Annotated in this window: 20 protein-coding genes; 11 read left to right on the forward strand and 9 right to left on the reverse strand. The window is 71.5% G+C overall.

From position 1 onward, the window contains the following. Positions 1-43: 43 nt before the first annotated feature. Both ABGB10_RS08510 and ABGB10_RS08515 read left to right on the forward strand, forming a co-directional pair. The gene (locus ABGB10_RS08510; RefSeq protein ID WP_347660303.1) at positions 44-466 is read left to right on the forward strand and encodes an MmcQ/YjbR family DNA-binding protein; all 423 of its coding nucleotides are present in this window, start codon (positions 44-46) and stop codon (positions 464-466) included. Between the two features lie 206 nt (positions 467-672). After that, the gene (locus ABGB10_RS08515; protein ID WP_347660304.1) at positions 673-1,365 is read left to right on the forward strand and encodes an alpha/beta hydrolase; all 693 of its coding nucleotides are present in this window, start codon (positions 673-675) and stop codon (positions 1,363-1,365) included. 78 nt (positions 1,366-1,443) lie between these two features. Here the strand turns inward: ABGB10_RS08515 and ABGB10_RS08520 are convergent, their stop codons facing one another. From ABGB10_RS08520 to ABGB10_RS08530, 3 genes are all read right to left on the reverse strand, one after another. Next, entirely contained in the window at positions 1,444-2,709 is a 1,266-nt protein-coding gene (locus ABGB10_RS08520) for an MFS transporter (RefSeq protein ID WP_347660305.1), read from the reverse strand. Further along, a complete protein-coding gene (locus ABGB10_RS08525; RefSeq protein WP_347660306.1) occupies positions 2,706-3,299 on the reverse strand; it encodes a helix-turn-helix domain-containing protein in 594 nt (197 codons plus the stop codon). The genes ABGB10_RS08520 and ABGB10_RS08525 overlap by 4 nt, the downstream gene beginning before the upstream one ends. Before the next feature lie 64 nt (positions 3,300-3,363). Then, positions 3,364-4,980, reverse strand: coding sequence for an LLM class flavin-dependent oxidoreductase (locus ABGB10_RS08530; RefSeq protein ID WP_347660307.1), 1,617 nt, complete (start codon positions 4,978-4,980; stop codon positions 3,364-3,366). Between the two features lie 115 nt (positions 4,981-5,095). Between ABGB10_RS08530 and ABGB10_RS08535 the strand changes: the two genes are divergently transcribed. After that, positions 5,096-5,683 carry a MarR family winged helix-turn-helix transcriptional regulator gene (locus ABGB10_RS08535; RefSeq protein ID WP_347660308.1) on the forward strand — a complete coding sequence of 196 codons (588 nt, stop codon included), beginning with the start codon at positions 5,096-5,098 and terminating at the stop codon, positions 5,681-5,683. Between the two features lie 108 nt (positions 5,684-5,791). Here the strand turns inward: ABGB10_RS08535 and ABGB10_RS08540 are convergent, their stop codons facing one another. Next, the gene (locus ABGB10_RS08540) at positions 5,792-7,303 is read right to left on the reverse strand and encodes a phosphoesterase (RefSeq protein ID WP_347660309.1); all 1,512 of its coding nucleotides are present in this window, start codon (positions 7,301-7,303) and stop codon (positions 5,792-5,794) included. Positions 7,304-7,451: 148 nt separating this feature from the next. Beyond that, positions 7,452-8,111, reverse strand: a complete 660-nt coding sequence (locus ABGB10_RS08545) for a hypothetical protein (RefSeq protein WP_347660310.1) — start codon at positions 8,109-8,111, stop codon at positions 7,452-7,454. A gap of 429 nt (positions 8,112-8,540) precedes the next feature. On the opposite strand from ABGB10_RS08545, the gene ABGB10_RS08550 reads away from it, so the two are divergent. Beyond that, positions 8,541-9,503, forward strand: coding sequence for a helix-turn-helix transcriptional regulator (locus tag ABGB10_RS08550; protein WP_347660311.1), 963 nt, complete (start codon positions 8,541-8,543; stop codon positions 9,501-9,503). A 58-nt stretch (positions 9,504-9,561) separates the two neighbouring features. Beyond that, positions 9,562-9,861, forward strand: a complete 300-nt coding sequence (locus ABGB10_RS08555) for a hypothetical protein (RefSeq protein ID WP_347660312.1) — start codon at positions 9,562-9,564, stop codon at positions 9,859-9,861. Positions 9,862-9,882: 21 nt separating this feature from the next. Here ABGB10_RS08555 and ABGB10_RS08560 read toward each other — a convergent pair whose 3' ends face one another. Beyond that, positions 9,883-10,278 (reverse strand): helix-turn-helix domain-containing protein, encoded by a 396-nt coding sequence (locus ABGB10_RS08560; RefSeq protein WP_347660479.1) that lies wholly within the window; start codon positions 10,276-10,278, stop codon positions 9,883-9,885. A 96-nt stretch (positions 10,279-10,374) separates the two neighbouring features. On the opposite strand from ABGB10_RS08560, the gene ABGB10_RS08565 reads away from it, so the two are divergent. Beyond that, positions 10,375-11,232, forward strand: coding sequence for an SDR family oxidoreductase (locus ABGB10_RS08565; protein ID WP_347660313.1), 858 nt, complete (start codon positions 10,375-10,377; stop codon positions 11,230-11,232). 93 nt (positions 11,233-11,325) lie between these two features. Here ABGB10_RS08565 and ABGB10_RS08570 read toward each other — a convergent pair whose 3' ends face one another. Next, a complete protein-coding gene (locus ABGB10_RS08570; protein WP_347660314.1) occupies positions 11,326-11,685 on the reverse strand; it encodes a hypothetical protein in 360 nt (119 codons plus the stop codon). Between the two features lie 256 nt (positions 11,686-11,941). Between ABGB10_RS08570 and ABGB10_RS08575 the strand changes: the two genes are divergently transcribed. The 4 genes from ABGB10_RS08575 to ABGB10_RS08590 all read left to right on the forward strand — a co-directional run bounded on the left by ABGB10_RS08575 (position 11,942) and on the right by ABGB10_RS08590 (position 16,195). After that, complete coding sequence (locus tag ABGB10_RS08575; RefSeq protein WP_347660315.1) at positions 11,942-12,889, forward strand: ion transporter; 948 nt, start codon at positions 11,942-11,944, stop codon at positions 12,887-12,889. A gap of 77 nt (positions 12,890-12,966) precedes the next feature. Continuing rightward, on the forward strand, positions 12,967-14,136 hold the full coding sequence (locus ABGB10_RS08580; protein ID WP_347660316.1) for an acyl-CoA dehydrogenase family protein: 1,170 nt from the start codon (positions 12,967-12,969) through the stop codon (positions 14,134-14,136). Next, entirely contained in the window at positions 14,136-14,981 is an 846-nt protein-coding gene (locus ABGB10_RS08585) for a PhnD/SsuA/transferrin family substrate-binding protein (RefSeq protein WP_347660317.1), read from the forward strand. Before ABGB10_RS08580 ends, ABGB10_RS08585 begins: the two co-directional genes overlap by 1 nt. Further along, on the forward strand, positions 14,978-16,195 hold the full coding sequence (locus ABGB10_RS08590; RefSeq protein WP_347660318.1) for a sulfurtransferase TusA family protein: 1,218 nt from the start codon (positions 14,978-14,980) through the stop codon (positions 16,193-16,195). The genes ABGB10_RS08585 and ABGB10_RS08590 overlap by 4 nt, the downstream gene beginning before the upstream one ends. Before the next feature lie 65 nt (positions 16,196-16,260). Here the strand turns inward: ABGB10_RS08590 and ABGB10_RS08595 are convergent, their stop codons facing one another. Together ABGB10_RS08595 and ABGB10_RS08600 are read right to left on the reverse strand one after the other, a co-directional pair. Further along, the gene (locus ABGB10_RS08595) at positions 16,261-16,611 is read right to left on the reverse strand and encodes a DUF1330 domain-containing protein (protein ID WP_347660319.1); all 351 of its coding nucleotides are present in this window, start codon (positions 16,609-16,611) and stop codon (positions 16,261-16,263) included. 124 nt (positions 16,612-16,735) lie between these two features. Next, positions 16,736-17,326, reverse strand: a complete 591-nt coding sequence (locus ABGB10_RS08600) for a TetR family transcriptional regulator C-terminal domain-containing protein (protein WP_347660320.1) — start codon at positions 17,324-17,326, stop codon at positions 16,736-16,738. Between the two features lie 118 nt (positions 17,327-17,444). Between ABGB10_RS08600 and ABGB10_RS08605 the strand changes: the two genes are divergently transcribed. Beyond that, positions 17,445-17,798, forward strand: a complete 354-nt coding sequence (locus ABGB10_RS08605) for a TraR/DksA C4-type zinc finger protein (protein WP_347660321.1) — start codon at positions 17,445-17,447, stop codon at positions 17,796-17,798. Positions 17,799-17,811 lie beyond the last annotated feature (13 nt).

Here is a 17,811-nt window from a genome sequence, read left to right on the forward strand (position 1 = left end):
GACGAGCGGACATTGTCACACCGGGCGGCTAGGGTCGCTGCCCGTGACCGAACCCGGAGACGTCCCGCCCGAGGTCCTCGACCGGCTGCGGCCAATCTGCCTCGGCCTGCCGGAGACGTACGAGGAGCCCGCCTGGGTGGGCACCCGCTGGCGGATCCGCAAACGGACCTTCGCCCACGTCCTCACCGTCGATCCCGACCGTCAGGTGGCCCACGCCCGGGCCGCCGAGGTCGACCAGCCGACCTGCCTGCTGACCTTCCGGTCGCCACTCGACGAGATCGCCGGGCTCCTCGGCGGCGGGCACCCCTTCTACAAGCCGGACTGGAGTCCGACCGTGATGGGCATGGTCCTGGACGGGGACACCGACTGGGACGAGGTGGCCGAGTTGCTCAGCGAGAGCTACTGCATGCTCGCCCCGAAGCGGCTCGCCGCCCTGGTCGGCCCGCCGGCCCCGCCGACCGACTGAGCGTGACCGGTGCTGGCGGGCCGGCGGTTTCGCCCGGCACGCTCCGGGGATACCGCCGTGGGTGGCCGGGCCCATCGGCCCCGGTTGGAGCCGAGAACGCCGCCGGGCGGGTGAGGAGCGGGTGGATGTCCACGCTGCCCGCCCCTGGGCCACGCCTGAGCCGCGCCCAGGTCACCCTGTCGTAGGGCGGCGCTAGGGTCCGGGCCATGGCTGATTTCGTGTTGGTGGCAGGGGCGTGGCTGGGGTCGTGGGCATGGGACGAGGTGGTGCCACCGCTGCGGGCGGCCGGCCACGGCACCCACCCGCTGACCCTCTCCGGTCTCGCCGACAGGCGAGGTGTGGCCGCCGGGCAGCAGACCCACGTGCAGGACATCGTCGACGAGGTCGAGCGCGGCGACCTGCGCAACGTGGTGCTGGTCGGGCACAGCTACTCGGGCATCCCGGTCGGCCAGGCCGCCGAGCGCGTCGGTGACCGGTTGCGCCGGGTGGTCTTCGTCGACGCGGAGGTGCCGGTCGACGGCGGCTCGTTCGCGTCCGGCTGGTGGCAGGGCCAGGAGGCGTTCGAGGCGCAGCTCACCGACAACGGCGGTCACTGGCCCCTCGGTGTCGCCGACCTCGACGGCCAGGGGCTCACCGACGAGCACATCGCCCGAATGGTCGCACGCTGCACGCCGCACCCCGGGGCCACGCTGACCGAGCCGGCCGTGCTGACCCGGCCGTTGGGCGAGCTGCCGGCGACGTACGTCAAGTGCCTGCTGGACGGGCCCGAGCCCAACCCCACCGTGGCGAAGCTGCTGGCCAGCGACCACTGGCGACTGGTCACGATGGCCACCGGTCACTGGCCGATGTTCTCCGCACCCGCCGACCTGGCCCGGATCCTGTTGGCGGAGGCGAGCTGACCTGCGTCGTGTGCGGCCCGGTCCCGCTCCGGCGGCGCTGTGGGCGACCAGAGCAGGGCCGGCCCCGGGTGTGACGCCTCAGTCTGGTTGGGCTGTCGGGTCGTCGAGGGTCCTGATGTGGCGCACCGGCGACGCGAGCAGCCAGAGCACGGCGAGCACGCCGCCCAGGCCGGCTACGACCAGGGTCGACCGCAGCCCGATGGTGGTGCCCAGCGCACCGCCGACCAGGGCACCGACCGGTCGGATGCCATAGTTGACGGCGCTGTACGCACCGGCGCGACGCCCGCGCGCGTCGTCGGGTGTCACGGCGGCGATGAGGGCGTTCAGGTTGACGTCCATCAGCATCACCCCAACGCTGGAGACCAGCTCGATGGCGGCCAGCATGGCCACCTTCGTCCAGGTGGGTCCGGACACCAGCGCGATCAGTGCCAGGGGCGCCGGAAAGAGCACCACGCCGATCATGGCGGTCCGGCCCAGTCCGATGGCTCGGGAGATCCGTGGTGCCAGCGCCGCGCCCGCGAGCCCACCGAATGCGCCGAAGCCGAAGGCGACACCGATCGCCCCGGCGGACAGGTCGAGCTCGCGGTTGGCGTAGAGGACCAGCAGCGCGCTGGCGACGAAGGCGAAGAAGTTGACCGTGCTGGTGCAGCCCAGGGCGGCACGCAGCACCGGGTGCCGCAGCACCAGCACGAGCCCTTCGCGGACCAGTCCGAGGGTGGACGACCGACGCGGCGGCGGGGGTGACTCGGTGACCGGGATGCGACCGAGCAACAGCGCCGAGCCCAGGAACGACACCGCGTCGACGACGATGGCGACCGGCGCGCTGAGCGCCTGGACGAGGCCACCGCCGACGGCCGGGCCGGCGATGAACGAGAGCGACCGGCTCATGCTGAGCTTGCTGTTCGCGTCCACGAAGGCCGACCGCGGCACCAGGGCCACGAAGAACGCCTGATGGGCCATCGCGAACAGCACCGCCCCGGCACCGGTCAGCAGTGCCACCAGGTAGAGCTGGGTGAGGGTGACCGCGTCGAGGAGGTAGGCCGCCGGCAGGCTGAGCAGCACCGCCGCGCGGACCAGGTCCGCGATGATCAGGAGCCGCCGCTTGTGGGTGCGCTGGTCCACCCACGCGCCCAGGAACAGGCCCAGCAGGTTGGGCAGCCAGATCAGCGCGGTGAGGACGCTGACCTGCACGGGCGTGGCGGCGAGCAGGGAGACGGCGATCAGCGGGAGCGCCAGCTCGCTGATCCGGTCACCGAACTGGGAGACCGTCTGGCCGATCCAGAAGGTGCGGAACCGCCGGTCGCGGTGCAGGCCCGGCGAGGGGTCGGCGACGGTGGCGGTCATGACTCGGCCTGATCGTCGCCGGACTCGGGCAGGAGGTAACGCAGCATCCGGACGATCCGGGCGCCGTCCGGGGCCGATTCCTCCTTGCGCCGCACGTACGGAGCGATCAGCTCCTCGATCGACTCCTCCAACTGCCGCAACTCGTCGGCGGTGGCCACGAATCGGGTGTCGGCGACGCCGGCCAGTCCGCGCCACTCGGCGTCGAGTCGGGGTTCGTCGTGCAGCAGCCACTGCTGGGGCACCTCGGCCCGCCGGGCGAACATCTCGCCGCGTAGTTGCCGGCCGGCGGCCTGCCCCTCGGCGTCGTCGGGCAGGACGAAGCGGAAACCCCGGGCCGCCGCCTGCCACCAGCGTTCCCGCTTGCTGGTGGCGCCGTCCCAGTCGCTGACCAGGCCGAACGTCGCGAGATGCCGCAGGTGCCAGCTGACCACCGACGGCGTGGCACCGACGTGCGGGGAGAGCCCGGTGGCGGTGGCCGGGCCCTCCCGCTGGAGGTGTTCGAGGATGGCCAGCCGGACGGGGTGGGCCAACGCCCGCAGGGCCTGCGGCTCGTTGATCTCGAAGTCCCCGTACGGATTCTTGAGAGACATGTTTCGAGAGTAGCCTCTCAGATTACGCCCCGGCAACCCCGCCCCGCTCGGACGGCGGCACCGGTCAGGCGATGCCCAACCTGGCCAACGGCTCGACCAGCTCACGCTCCTCGTAGCTGAGGTGCGACAACAGGGCGTCGGTCAGCAGGTCCACCGCCGCACGCAGGTCGGCGAGCCCGTCCGGAGACCCGACGTACGCGACCAGGGCCCGGTCGACACCCTCCAACACGTCGTGGATGACGTGATGCTCCTGCTCCAGCCGGTCCACGACCGGGCCGAGCCTCGGGTCATACGCCCGCAGCCGGGGGAAGAACGACTGGTCCTCGATCGTGTGGTGGGTGGTGACGATGCGGCAGTACGACTCGCAGTAGACGCCGAGCGTCCACCGGTTCTGCCGCATGGTCATCGTGTTGATGTGCGACCGGGCCGCGCCGGCGTCGATCTCGCCGGCCGCCACCTGCTCGATCAGGTCGTGGATCTGGGCCAGTTCGGCGCGCAGGCCGTCGTGGATCTGCACCAGATGCGCACCGGTGGCCTGCTCCTGCGGCGTGTAGGTGCGATCCGGGTCGGGTGCCGGCCCGGTCGGTCGGGTCGACTCGTCCCAGACCTGCTGGTCGCTGCGCCGTACACCGTCGTCGGGGGTCGGGACCACGGCGAACGCGCCGCCGGTCACTGTCGCGCGACTCGGCCGCACCGGAGTGGCGGCGACCGGCCCTGATTCCGGCGTACGCTGCGGCACCGCGCCACGGTCGCGCACCGCCGCGTCCCCGCCGCGCTCCGGTGCCGCACCACGGTCACGTTCGGCCGCGACCAGCTCGCGGACGGCGGGAGCTACCTCGCCCGCGAAGCGGCGCAGGTCGTCGGGGTCGTCGCCGGCGAGGATGAACGCACTCACACCCTCCCCCAGGGCCAACTCGGTCAGCTCCTGCACCCACTGCTCGGCGGGCCCGTTGAGTGGACCACTGCCGACGGCGGAGAACTGGCCGGCGATGTTGAGCAGTCGACGCACGTCCCGGGGCGACCGGCCGGCCTGCTGCGCGGCGTCGTCGATGATCGCGTTGCCCTTGGTGAGGTCACCGGGTTGGAGGTAGCCCAACGTGGGCAGCCAGCCATCGGCCCGGCGGCCGGTGAGCTGGAGCATCCGAGGCTTGTACGCGCCCAACCAGATCGGCACCGCGTGCGCCGGAGCCGGACCGCGCTTGGCGCCCACCACCCGGTAGAAGTCGCCGTCGACGCGAACACCACCGCGCGTCCCGGTGTCCCACACCTGCCGGATGACCTCGATGGCCTCCTCCAGCGCGCGTACGCCCTGGCCGGGGGTCAGCCGTCGGCCGCCCATCGCCTCGATGGCGTCCCAGAACGCTCCCGCGCCGAGGCCGAGGCTGATCCGGCCGCCGCTGAGCAGGTCCAGGCTGGCCACGCTGCGGGCGAGCACCGCCGGTGGGCGCAGCGGCAGGTTCGTCACGTTCGCCGCCAGGTGCACGCGGGTGGTGCGCGCCGCGACGAAGCTCAGCAACGTCCAGGTGTCGAGGAACGCCGGCTGGTACGGGTGGTCCTGGAAGGTGACCAGGTCCAGCCCGACCTGCTCGGTCAGGACGGCGAGGCCGACCGTGCGCTCCGGATCGCCACCGCCGGGGGTGATGAAGGATCCGAAGACCAGGTCGTGGCCGTAGTCGCTCATCTGCGAGCCTCCCGATTCACACGACGCGTCGGACGATGCGCCATGACCTAAACCTTATGCCACTCAGATCATCTGCTGCCAACAAGGTCTGCGTCACTGCGCTACTGTCGTGGGCATGACGGGTGCCACCCACCGGCCGGACCGGCCCGATCCGCTCGACGACGACCTGGGCTGGATGCTCGGGATCGTCTTCCGTGGCTACGTCCGGGCAGCCGACCACGCGCTCACCGACTTCCCCGGCGGCCCACGCGGCTACCAGGTGCTCACCGCGGCGATCAACGGACCGGCCCGCAACCAGGGAGCGATCGCCGAGGAGCTGGGCCTCGACCGCACCGTCCTCACGTACCTCATCGACGACCTGGAAGGGCCCGGGTTCGTCGCGCGTCGGGCGGACCCGGCCGACCGACGCAACCGGCTGATCGACGCCACCGGCGCCGGCCGCGCGGCCTGGGAGAAGCGGCGCTCCGCGCTACGACAGGTCGAGTCGCACCTGCTGGGTGCGCTCGCGCCCGGCGACGCGGCGACGCTGCGGGCACTACTGCAACGGGTCGCCTGCTCGGCCCAGGCGGTGGACCCGCTGCGTGACCTCTGCGAGGTGGTGGCGCAGGTGAAGCCCGCCCCGGCGGCGACGGCGGACCGGTCCGACACCACGTCCGGACGGGTCAGGCGGACTCCCACCCCCCGAGCCCGCCGCCGCGACTGACGCCCGGGCAGGGTCTGCCGCAGGGGCGGGACGCGGGTCCGCCCCGCGCCGCTCGACGGTGGTACGTCGAGCGGCGCCGAACGAACCCGCGGTCCCGCTACGCGCTGGTCAGCGCACGTGCACGAACACCGGGTTCGAGTAGAACCACAGGTCGTCCCACGGGCTCTCCAGCCCGTCGGCGAGCGGCTCGGCCTCGTCGGTGCTGGTGCCGCGAACCCGCGCGTAGGTGTCGGCCTCGACGTTGCGCAGGGTGTGCCGGATGACGTAGCTGTCCCCGTGCCGACGCCAGTCCCGCGGGCCGAACCGGGCCGCCACCTTGGTGGTGGGGTTGGTGTCGGCGTCCAGGCTGGCGCTCGGGCCGGTGATCTGGCCGACGATCAGGTCGACCCGGCGAACCTCGGGGCGGTCCCCGTTCGCGTTCACGCCGTCCAACGGACGGAACGTGATCTCGATCTCGACGTCGGTACGGCTACGACGGCTGACCGTGATGGTCTGACCCACCTCGGCGGTCCTGCCCTGGGACGTGGCGGTGACGTCGAGGCTGCGGATCAGGTCGCCGGTGGTTACCCAGATCCGGCCGTTGCGCAGACCGTCCATGATGTCGCCGTAGTCCTGACGGGCGTGCACGTACGTCTTGCTGTACTCGCCCGGCCAGAAGTCGGAGCCACCGCGGGTCCAGTGCACGTGCGAGTCCGAGGTCGCGGTGATCCACCAACGCCGGCCCTCACCGAGCAGGGAGTCCCACAGCCCGCCGACCCGGGCGGTCATCTGGTCGAAGCCGCCGTAGGTCGGGTGGTTGCCGTACCCACCGCGCTTGCCGCCGTTGAGCGGGCCGGCCTGGTGGCCGGGCGCGCCTTCGAAGCCGATGTAGACGTCCGGCGCGGCGTTGTTGCCGTTGCGGAACTCGCGCGGGGTGTCCTGGCCGTAGACGCCGAGGCCGGGCGCCGAACGGGAGGCGTGGTGGGCGATCACCAGCGGCTTGTGCGGCATGCCCCGGGCGACCTTGAGGAACTCCACCATCTTCGCCTCGGTGTCCCGGGCCGGGTCGGTGGGGAACGCGTCGTACTTGGCGAACCGGCTCTCCAACTCGAAGAGCTGCTTCGCCTCGTCGTCGTGACGCGGGATCATCAGCGTGTGGTGGTCCAACGACGGCGCGTCGAACTCCATGCCCCAGAACTGGAGCACCTCGGGGACCAGCTTGCGCGACCGCAGCAGGTCCGGGTACGCCTGCTCGATGTTCACCTTCGAGTGCGTCGGTCCACCGTGGTCGGTGCACATCGCCCAGGTCAGACCGAAGTTCTTCGCCATGATGGCGTTGGTGACGATCGGGTAGACCGCGTCCGCGCCCTTGTGGAAGACGATCGGGGACTTCGTGGTGTCGAACTCGCCGCTGTACTCGGAGTGGATGTGGTGATCGCCGGCGCGCCACGCCCGGTTCTTGGAACCAGCCCGGTCACTCTTGTCGTCGTCACCCGGCCTGCGGTCCTCGTCGGCCCACGCCGCGCCGGCACCGACCAGCGGGCTGGCCGCGGCCAGCGTCGCGCCGACGCCCGCGTACTTGACCAGCTTGCGCCGTGACAACTGCGCCTGCTCGGTCTCTTCGGCTTGCTTGTCTCTCACGTGAGAGCCTCTCCTCGATCAAGCGAATGCTCTTTCGATCAAGGAGCCTTGAAGAACGTGGTGAACGCCCGTCGTACGGTGGGCGTGCCCACGATGAATACCCTGCCCAGTCATGGCGCGCCGGGCCGGTCCCGCCGCGGCGTCCGGGTCAGATCCGGGCGCGGGGCAGCCAGCCCAGGAACCGGAGCCGGACCCGGGGCAGCGGCAGCGTGGGCAGGTCCTGGGCGGCGGCGACGAGGCAGGAGCCGAGGTAGACGGCGAGGGCGGCGCGCGCGCCACCGAACTCGGCGAGCAGTTGGCTCTGCTTCGTGGCGCAGGGCCACTCCCGACCACATCCGGTGCAGGTCCAGCTCGGCGGGCTGGGAAGGTGCTCCGGCAGTTTCGCCCGGCGGTACCGACCGACGACGCTGTTGTCCGAACGCACGTCGCGTCGCCGCGGCGCGGGGCCCGCGTTGCGGTGCGTCGAGCGGGCGCTGGGAAGGTAGCGCCCGACGGTGCCGAGGAGCACCCCGACCCGGATGAGCGCGTCCGGCCCGACGTGCTGGGTCAGCAACGCGGTCATCAGGTAATGCCCCAGCAGGTCGAAGGCGTCGCGGTTGAGGCGCAGTTCGCGGCAGAGGTCGACGAAGTCCGGTGTGGTCAGGGGCACCCGGTCGTCGAGCGCGCGGTGCAACACCTCGCGCAGGGCAGCGCCCAGCCGCTGCACCGCGTCACCCTCGCCCAGCCCCAGGCTGTCCTCGTCCGCCACCCGGGCCAGCGCCTCGGCCACGGCCAACCGAACGACGCGTTCAGGGTCAGTACTGTCCAACGTTCACCCCTCCGTGGGCCGGTCCACCGGGCGGTGGCCCATTCGTCGGCGACCGCCCGTGGTGATCGTGAATAACATTTCGTTGTCGGCCACACGGGTGGCTAGGACAGCAGACGCAGAACGCGCTGGCGTGTTAGCCGGAAAGCGAAGTCGACCTGCCGACACACGGCTGCGATTCGCGGGACGACGCAGTCATGGTTGTCGTAGGGTGACATTCCCATCTACAGAATTTGCGCCCCCGCTCGCCCAATGGTCAGACCATCTCCGACACCATCGACCGGTCGCTGCCGTCCCGCTCGCGACGTTCCACTCCACCGCACCGCCGGCCACGACGTGCCGGGTCACCGCCGAACACCCCGGCACTCCCGATCCCGCCGCCGGCGCGTTTTCACCGCCGGCGGCACCCGTACCGGACGGAGGCAGCAGCGGATGACGTCAATACCAGTGCAGACCCACCAGTTCGACAGCCACGACCCGGTGGCCATCCAACAGTTCCTCTCCACGACGTACGACCCGAAACTGCTTGTCCACAACAGGCACGGCTACCAGCTCAGTCATCACCGCGTCGACGCCGGCCCCTTCGCCATCGCGACCACCCGCCAGACCGGGCATCTCGGCATCAACGCCAGCACACTCGGCGGCCTGGTCGTCGGCAGCAGCCGAACCGCCCGTGTCGATCGCGCCTGCGACGGATCGACCGACCGGTTCCGGCCCGGTGACGTCTTCCTCGTCACCAGGCCGGAAAAGCCATGCAGCGTACGGTGGCTTCCCGGTGAGGTGGAACTCTGCGTGCTGGACCTCTCGGTCCTGGCGCAGGTGGCGACCACCGCGCCGACCCGGCGGCCCGGTCCGATCCGGTTCACCAACCTGGGTCCCGCCAGCGCGGCCCTCGCCCGGCAGTGGCGCAACACCACCAGCTTCGTCAGTGGTGTGGTGCTGAACAGTCCGGCTGCCGGAACGCAACCGCTGGTGATCGGCAATGCCGCGCGCATGCTCGCCGCGGCGGCGCTCACCGTCTTTCCCAATACCGCCGTCACCGAACCGACAGCCGCCGACCGGCGCGACGCCAGCACCGCCACCCTGCGGCGGGCCATCACATTCCTGGAGGAGCACGCCGACCAGGACATCAGCGCCGCCGACATCGCCGACGCGGCGCGCGTGTCCCTGCGGGCGGTGCAACTCGCCTTCCGCCGTCACCTCGGCACCACCCCGATGGCGTACCTGCGTCGAGTCCGCCTCGATCGCGCGCACCACGACCTGGTGCGGGCCGATCCGCACCAGGAGACCGTCTCGGCGATCGCCAGCCGGTGGGGCTTCGCCAGCCACAGCAGGTTCACGGCCCGCTACCACGCCAGTTACGGCGTACCGCCGCGCGAGACGCTGCACGCCTGAGGCACGACCTTGGCATGCGCACCTTGTGAGGCGACTCGGTCCGACGACAGTCGCCGATGTGAAGGTCCCGTCGCAGGTGGTGTTGCCGCTGGTGACACTGGTGGCACTCGCCGCCTGCGGCACCTCGTCGAGGTCGGCCGGCGAGCAGCCGAGCAGTGCGCCGCCGACACCTCCCACCGCGGCCCCGTCCGCCGCGGTCCGGCCCCCCGCAGCCTTCGACGAGGCGCTGCACGACGAGTTGATCGGAATGTTGGAGCGTGACCAGGCCGACCGCGGGGGCACGCCACAGACCGAGTCCGACCAGGCCCGCACCACACGGCTGAAGGAGATCATCCGTACCCACGGCTGGCCGAGATGACCAGGATCTGCGCGCGGAAAACTAGCCTCGGTCGCGCTCGTGGGTGTCGCGGGCGGCCTGCACCTCGGGCACCGAGGCCTCCAGCAGGTCGGCGAGGCCGCGTAGCTGTTCGGCGACCCGAGCGCCGAGGGGCGTCAGCGAGTATTCGACGCGCGGTGGGATCGCGGTGAGCACCTCGCGCGTGAGCATGCCGTCACGTTCGAGGGTCTGCAGGGTCTGGGAGAGCATCCGCTCGCTGACCCCGTCGATCCGGCGACGCAGGGCGTTGAACCGGTAGCGACCCTCACCGAGCGCCAACAGGGCCAGCGAGGCCCACTTCGAGGTGACGTCCTCGAAAGCCGCCCGGGAGGTGCACCCGCGGGCGAAGACATCGCTGACGAATTCCTGGGTAGGCCCCGCCGGGTCCTGGGCGGGCATGTCGCTCACCTCACCAGCCTACCCCACGGTTACCGACAGACAGTGCTGTAGATTCGTAAGTGCATGCAGATTTGCCACCACTAATCGGAGGTTCCCATGCCCACCTACGCCGTGACCGGCGCCACCGGCCGACTGGGCCGCCTGGTGATCGGGCAGTTGCTCGACAGCGGCGTGCCGGCCGCCGAGATCGCCGCCATCGTCCGGAGCCCGGAGAAGGCCGCCGACCTGGCCGCGCGCGGGGTCGAGATCCGCAAGGCCACCTACGACGACCCGTCGACGCTGCCCGGCGCCGTGGCCGGCGTACGCCGCCTGCTGCTGATCTCCGGCGACACGCCCGGTCAGCGCGTCGCGCAGCACACCGCCGTCATCGACGCCGCGAAGCTCGCCGGAGTCGAGCGGCTGGTCTACACCAGCATCCTCAAGGCCGACACCACCACCAACCCGCTCGCCCCGGAGCACAAGGCCACCGAGGAGGTCCTCGCCGCGTCCGGTCTGACCTACACCGTGCTGCGCAACGGCTGGTACACCGAGAACTACACCGACCAGCTGCCGCAGTACCTGAGTTCCGGCACGATCCTCGGTGCCACCGGTGGCAGCAAGGTCTCCGCCGCGACCCGGGCCGACTACGCGGCAGCCGCCGTGGCGGCGCTGACCCGCGAGGAGGACGGCAACGCCGTCTACGAGCTGGGCGGCACTCCGTTCACCTTCGACGAACTGGCCGAGACCGTCACGGAGGTGACCGGCACCCCCGTCGTCCACCAGGACCTGTCCGCCGCCGAGCTGGCTTCAGCCCTGGAGAACGTCGGCCTCGACGCGGGCACGGCCGGGTTCGTCGCCGCACTCGACCGCTCGATCGCCATCGGCGAGCTGGTGACCGACAGCGACGACCTCAGCCGTCTGATCGGGCGCCCGAGCACCCCGCTGCGTGACGCTATCCGGGCCGCACAGGCCTGAGCCTGGCCGTCGTCCGCGCTGAATTTCCGGGCGGGTGGCGGGACAGACGTCCCGTCGCCCGCCGGATCACGAGGGCCGACCGCGCAGCGTCGACTACTCGCCCTCGTCCTGCTCCTCGGTGAGCTCGGCCAACACGTCGGCCGCGTCCCGGTTACCCCCATCGGCGAGACGCCGTAGCTCGCCGACGTCCGCCCGCTCGGCCGCCAACTCGACGAGCTGGTCGGCGGCGTCCCGGTCGCCCTGGTCGGCGAGACGCCGCAGCTCGACCGTGTCGCCGCGCTCGGTGGCGAGTTCGACCAGCTGGGCCGCCGCGTCGGCGTTGCCGTTCTCGGCGAGCTGACGCAACTCGGCCAGGTCACCCCGTTCGGCCGCGAGTTCGACGAGCTGGTCGACAGCGTCCCGGTCACCGTTCCCGGCCCGTTCGCGCAGGTCGACCAGATCAGGATCTGACATCGCGCACCTCTCCAGCTGACGCGGGACCACGTCGACCAGTCCCGACCACCAACGTGAACCTAGACCAGCCGCCCTCATCGTGGAGCTGCTATCGACGAGCGGACGAGTCACCCCTGACCGGTCACGCGGCCCGCCCACCTTCATTGATCTTGGCTAGGGTGGTGGGCATGCCCGCACACCATCCGCACCGCCACGACGACGGCCGGAGGTGGGCCCCTGCCACGAACCCGGCGCGCCCGGTCGAGCCGGTCGACTGGTGAGCGCGGCACCCGTGCCCGCCCAGCGAGGCAAGCCGGCCACACCTCCTCCCCACCGATCCGGCTGGGCCGCCCGCTGCGCCCGACTCTCCCGGTCGCGCCCCTTCGAGATCACCATCGTCGTGGTCATCCTCGCCAACGGGATCGTGCTCGGCCTGGAGACGTACGACGACCTCAGCCCGGCGGGCACGGCACTGCACTGGCTGGAGTTGTTCTTCCGCGCCGTCTTCGTCGTCGAGATCGGTGTCCGGCTGGCGGCGTACGGCAAACGTCCGCAGGACTTCTTCCGGCACGGCTGGAACGTCTTCGACTTCGTGGTGATCGCGGCCATCTTCATCCCGGGCCTGCACGGCGACCCGGCACTCCTGCGGGTGGTGCGGGTCGCCCGCATGGTCCGGCTGGTGCGGTTCTCGCCAGGTCTGCGGACCATCGTCTCCGCGCTGTGGCGCAGCCTTCCGGGCGTCACCGGCTTCCTCGCCCTGGCGGTGGTGACGCTCTACGTGTACGGCATGGCCGGCTGGTTGATCTTCGGCAACAGGTACCCGGAAGAGTACGGCGACATCGGCCGGTCGCTGCTGACGTTGTTCGTGCTGCTGTCGTTGGAGACGCTGCCGGACCTCATCGCGCAGGGCATGGCCATCTCGCCGTGGACGCTGCTCTACTACGTCAGCTACGTGGTCATCACCGTCAACCTGCTGCTCAACATCCTCATCGCGGTCATCGTCAACTCGATGGAGGAGGCGCGCCGGTTGGAGATGACCGAGCGGTTGGCCCCCGACTACGACGAAGACGGCGACGGCGTACCGGACGAGGTGGACCGCATCGCGCTGACCCAACGGCTGGACGACCTGCGGGCGGTCATCGCCGAGCTGGAGCGGGAGTTGCGGATCGACCGGGAGGACGGGCACGGCCGGCCGCACCGGGACGGCACCCGCACCAGACGGTGATCCGACACTCGCGCTGCGTACGCCGGTTCGGATAGTGTCGGCGGCGGTCCCACCGCTTCGGCCGAAGGGGCGCCAAGATGACGACCACTGTCGACAGTGCCCAGTCCACCACCGATGTCACCGACACGCTCGGCGCCGTCATCGACGAGGTGATCCGGCCGCAGGCGGCGTCGGTCGACCGGGAGGGCGTCTTCCCCCGGCCGGGTGTCGACGCCCTCGCCGCGGCCGGCCTGCTCGGGCTGGCCTCCTCCACCGAGGTCGGCGGCGGCGGCCACGGCATGCGGACGGTCGCCGAGGTCGTCGAGCGGCTGGCCGCCGAGTGCGGCTCCACCGCGATGGTGGTGCTCATGCACTACGCGGCGACCGCCGTCATCGAGGCGCACGGCCCGCGCGAGGTCCGCGCGGCCATCGCCACCGGCGGTCACCTCACCACCCTGGCCTTCTCCGAGTACGGGTCGCGCAGCCACTTCTGGTCGCCCACCGGCACCGCGACCGCCACCGACGACGGCAGCGTCCGCCTCGACGCCCGCAAAAGCTGGGTCACGTCGGCCGGCGAGGCCACCAGCTACGTCTGGTCGAGCCTCCCGTTGTCCGGCGGCGCCGGCCCGATGACACTGTGGCTCGTGCCGGCCGACAGCGCCGGCCTGACCGTGACCGGGGACTTCGACGGGCTCGGCCTGCGCGGTAACGGCTCCCGGCCGATGACCGCCGACGGGCTCCGGGTCCCGTCGACGGCCATGATGGCGGCCGACGGGGCGGGGCTCGACACCGCGCTCGGCGCCGTCCTGCCCTGGTTCCTGGTGCTCAACGCCGCGTTCTGTCTCGGTCTCGCCGACAGCGCGGTCGCCGAGGCGGGCCGTCACCTCACCGCGACCACGCTCACACACACCGGCGCCGCCCTGCGCGACGGGCCGGTCACCCGCCGGGACTTCGCCCGACTGATGATCCGCACCGACGCGCTGCGTGCCTTCCTGGGCGACACCCTCACCGCTCTGGAAACCGGCCGGGACGACGCCATGCTGCGCGTGCTGCAGGTCAAGGCGCTCGCCGGCGAGACCGTCGCCGAGGTGACCGACGGGGCGATGCAGCTCTGCGGCGGCAGCGCGTTCCGCAAGGAGTTGGGCCTCGAGCGTCGTTTCCGCGACTCGCGCGCGGCCCGGGTGATGGCACCCACCACCGACGCGCTGCACGACTTCGTCGGTCGGGTCGCCACCGGCCTGCCGCTGCTCGACGAGGCGAACCGCTGATGCCGGCGCCCAGCGTCCTGATGGGAGCGGTCGCGTACGACCCGAAGGTGGTGACCATCTGGGAGGGTTTCCGCGCCTGGCTGCGCGGACGCGGCCTGGACTTCGACTTCGTCCTCTACTCGCACTACGAACGGCAGGTCGAGGATCTCGTCGCCGGGCGGATCGACGCGGCGTGGAACTCTCCCCTGGCCTGGCTGCGCGCCGAGCGACTGGCGGTCGCCGACGGCACGACCGTGCGCGCCTTGACCATGCGCGACACCGATCAGGACCTCACGTCGGTCGTGGCGGTCCGGGCCGACTCGCCGGTACGCCAGGCCGCCGACCTGGCCGGGATGACGGTCGCCGTCGGAGCGGTGGACAGCCCTCAGGCGACGTTGATTCCGCTGGGTCACCTCGCGGCGGCCGGGGTCGAGGTCGACGTACGCCGCTTCGATGTCGGCGTCGGTCTGCACGGCGACCACATCGGTGGTGAGCGCGACGCCGCCCGTGCCCTGATGGCCGGGGAGGTCGACGCCGCCTGCATGATCGACGGCAACCACCTGGCGTTCGTCCGGGAGGGCACCCTGCCGCCCGACGGCACCCGGATCATCGCGCAGACCACGCCGTACGACCACTGCAACATGACGGTCCGTGATCCGGAGTCCGCCGGGGTCCAACTCTTCGGCACGCTGCTGCTCGGCATGTCGTACGCCGATCCGCAGGTGCGTCCGCTGCTCGACCTGGAGGGGCTGACGGCCTGGAAGGACGGCCGGACCACCGGGTACGACGCCCTGGCCGGCGCGGTCGACGCCGCCGGCTTCTACTCCCCCGACGGGCGGGTGACGGCCTCGGACTACCGGCCGTGAGCGCGACACCGGCCGCCGACGCCGAGGTCCACCTTGGCGGCCTGGGTTTCGGCCGGGGCGCGCACCTGCTGGTGCAGCGTGCCCTGGCCCGGTTGCCGCCCGGGGGCCGGCTGGCGGTTCTCGGCCGCGACCCGGCGTTGCCGGCGCACCTGCCCGCCTGGTGTCGCAGCCGGGGCCATCGGGTCGAGTCGCCCGAGCGGGACGACCGCAGCGAGGTGGTGGCGGTGGTCGTGCGGGGCACGGCGGACGACGACCGCTGGTTCGGCGCGGAGCGGGCCGGGTCGGCCCTGCCGACGACGCTCAACAGCCGCCCACCGGCGCGGTGGGGACTCGGCGCCCGGGGCGCGCTGCTCGAAGCCGGCGGCCCCGAGGCCCGGTTCGACCTGGACGACCGCGACCTGGTGTGGGCCGACGTCGCTCCGCACCTCTACGCGCAGGCGGCGGCGCGGCAGTGGGACCCGCAGACCGCGGTGCCCTGGGCGGATCCGTTCACGCTGCCGGCCGACGTCGAGGCCGCGGTGGTGCAGGTGATGACCTACCTGGTCGAGAACGAGCAGGCCGCTCTCGTCGTGCCGGCCCGGTTCGTCGGGCGGATCCACCCGCACTTCCGTGAGGTGGTGCAGCTGCTCGCCGTGCAGATGGCCGACGAGGCCCGGCACATGGAGGTGTTCGGCCGACGGGCGCTGCTGCGGGGCGCCGAGTTGGGCACGTCGTCGGCCGGCGGTCGGCAGTCGCTGTTCACGCTCGTCGCGGAGTCCGACTTCGCGTTGGCGTCGTTCCTGCTCTCCGTGCTCGGGGAGGGCAGCTTCGTCGACCTGCTCTCGTTCCTGCACCAGTTCGCGCCGGACCCGGTGACGCGCCGGATCTGCTGGCTCGCGATGCAGGACGAGCGCCGACACGTGGTGTTCGGCATGGCCCACCTGGAACATCAGGCACAGCTCGACCCGCTGCTGCGCGACCGGCTGCGGGCGGCCATCCACCGCCGTCACGACGCGCTGGCCGACACCGCCGGCCTCAACGCGGACGTCTTCGACGCGCTGGTGGTGCTCGCCGCGGGTGGTTGGCGTCCGGACGACGTGTCCGCCGGCTTCGACCGGGTGCAGGCCCTGCAACAGGCGATGGACCAGGGTCGCCAACGCCGGCTGGTACGCCTGGGTTTCCGGGCCGACGAGGCCGCCGCGCTCTCGGCCCTGCACACCCGCAACTTCATGTAGGCGCGACCCCCGCACACGACGTGTCGTGTGCGGGGGTCGAGGTCCCACCGGTCAGCGGCCGCTGGTCACTGGCCGAGCAGGGTCCGGATCTGCTGCGCGTAGCCGGCCACGGTGAACTCCGGGCCGACGGAGTCCACCAGGATCAGGTCGTTGATGGTGTGCGCGGTGCGCAGCGACAGGATGGCCTGGTACTCGGGCGAGTTGTACCAGGCCTTCGCGGTCTCCGCGTCCGGGAACTCGATCAGCACGACCGAACCGGGCCAGCTTCCCTCGATGACCTGCACCTCGGCGTCGACCGCGAGCCACCTGGCGCCGTACGCCTCGGTGGTGGCCTGGACCTGCTCGAGATACCGCAGGGACTCCTCGGTCGGGATTCCGCCGGGGATACGCAGGTGGTTGATCAGGTACGTGCTCATGTCCGACTCCTCAGTGCGGGTGATGGGTCAGCCGGTCGAAGGCGTACGACCGGTCGTCTTATAACTGGTACAGAGCTGCGACTCAGGGACGATGCCCGTCGTCACGTGTGGTGACCGACGCGGATCAGGTGAGGATCCGCGTCGTGGTGATCGCGAAGAACTCCCGCAGGGCATCCGGGTGGCCGGAGGCCTTCGCCCGTGCCGCAGCACCCTCGTAGCCGGAGACCACGAAGCCGGCGAGATCACTGGCGGGTTCGTCGCCGTGCAGCTCCCCGGCGGCGCGTGCCTGTTCGATCGCCACCGCGAGAGCGGCGACCCAGCGGCCGAAGCCGGCGTCGACGGCGGCACGCAGCACGTCGCTGTGCGCCGGGATCTCACTGGCGAAGTTGCCCAGCAGGCAGCCCCGGTCACCCATGGTGTCGCCGAGGCCGGTGATGTAGCGGAGATGGTCGACGATTCGCTCGCGCGGCGTGCCGCCCCGCTTCTCGTCGAGCATCTCCAGCCCCATCGCCGCGGAGTATCTCGCCACCGAGTCGAGGGCGAGGTCCTCCTTGCTGGCGAAGTGGTTGTAGAAGGTGCCCTTGGGCGCTCCGGCGGCGGCGACGATGTCCTGGACGCTCGTGCCGTTGTAGCCGCGCATGTGGAACAGGTCCAACGCGGCGTCGGACAACCGTTGCCGCGTCCCGGCGGAGGCTGGCGACTTCGGTCGTGGCATCTCGGGGCACCCCTTTCGGTGGCGGGTTTCGGCCGGCTGACGTCCACCACGATATGACCGGTCGTCTCGGAATGCAAACACTGTGACCACGGTCATCCCGCAGTACCGTGGAGCGGCCATGGACACGAACTCCGACGCGGTCCGCGAGGAACTGCTGCGGCTACGCGCACAGACCGAGGCGCAGGTCACCGCCCTGGACGGCGACCTGCGCAGCCTCTTCGAAGCGTCCCGGGCGTCGAACGCCGACGACGAACACGACCCCGAGGGCAGCACGATCGCCTTCGAACGCGCACAGCTCACCGCCGTCCTGGACGCGACCCGCCGCCGCCTGGCGGAGCTGGACGTCGCGCTGCGACGGGTCGAAGACGGCAGCTACGGCGTGTGCGAACGGTGCTCCCGTCCCATTCCCGCCGAACGTCTGGTCGCCCGCCCGTCGGCGCGGACCTGTGTGGCGTGCGCGAGCCGGCGGTGACGGCACCGGGCCC

The sequence above is a fragment of the Micromonospora sp. B9E7 genome, assembly GCF_039871815.1.
Classification (GTDB): Bacteria; Actinomycetota; Actinomycetes; order Mycobacteriales; family Micromonosporaceae; genus Micromonospora.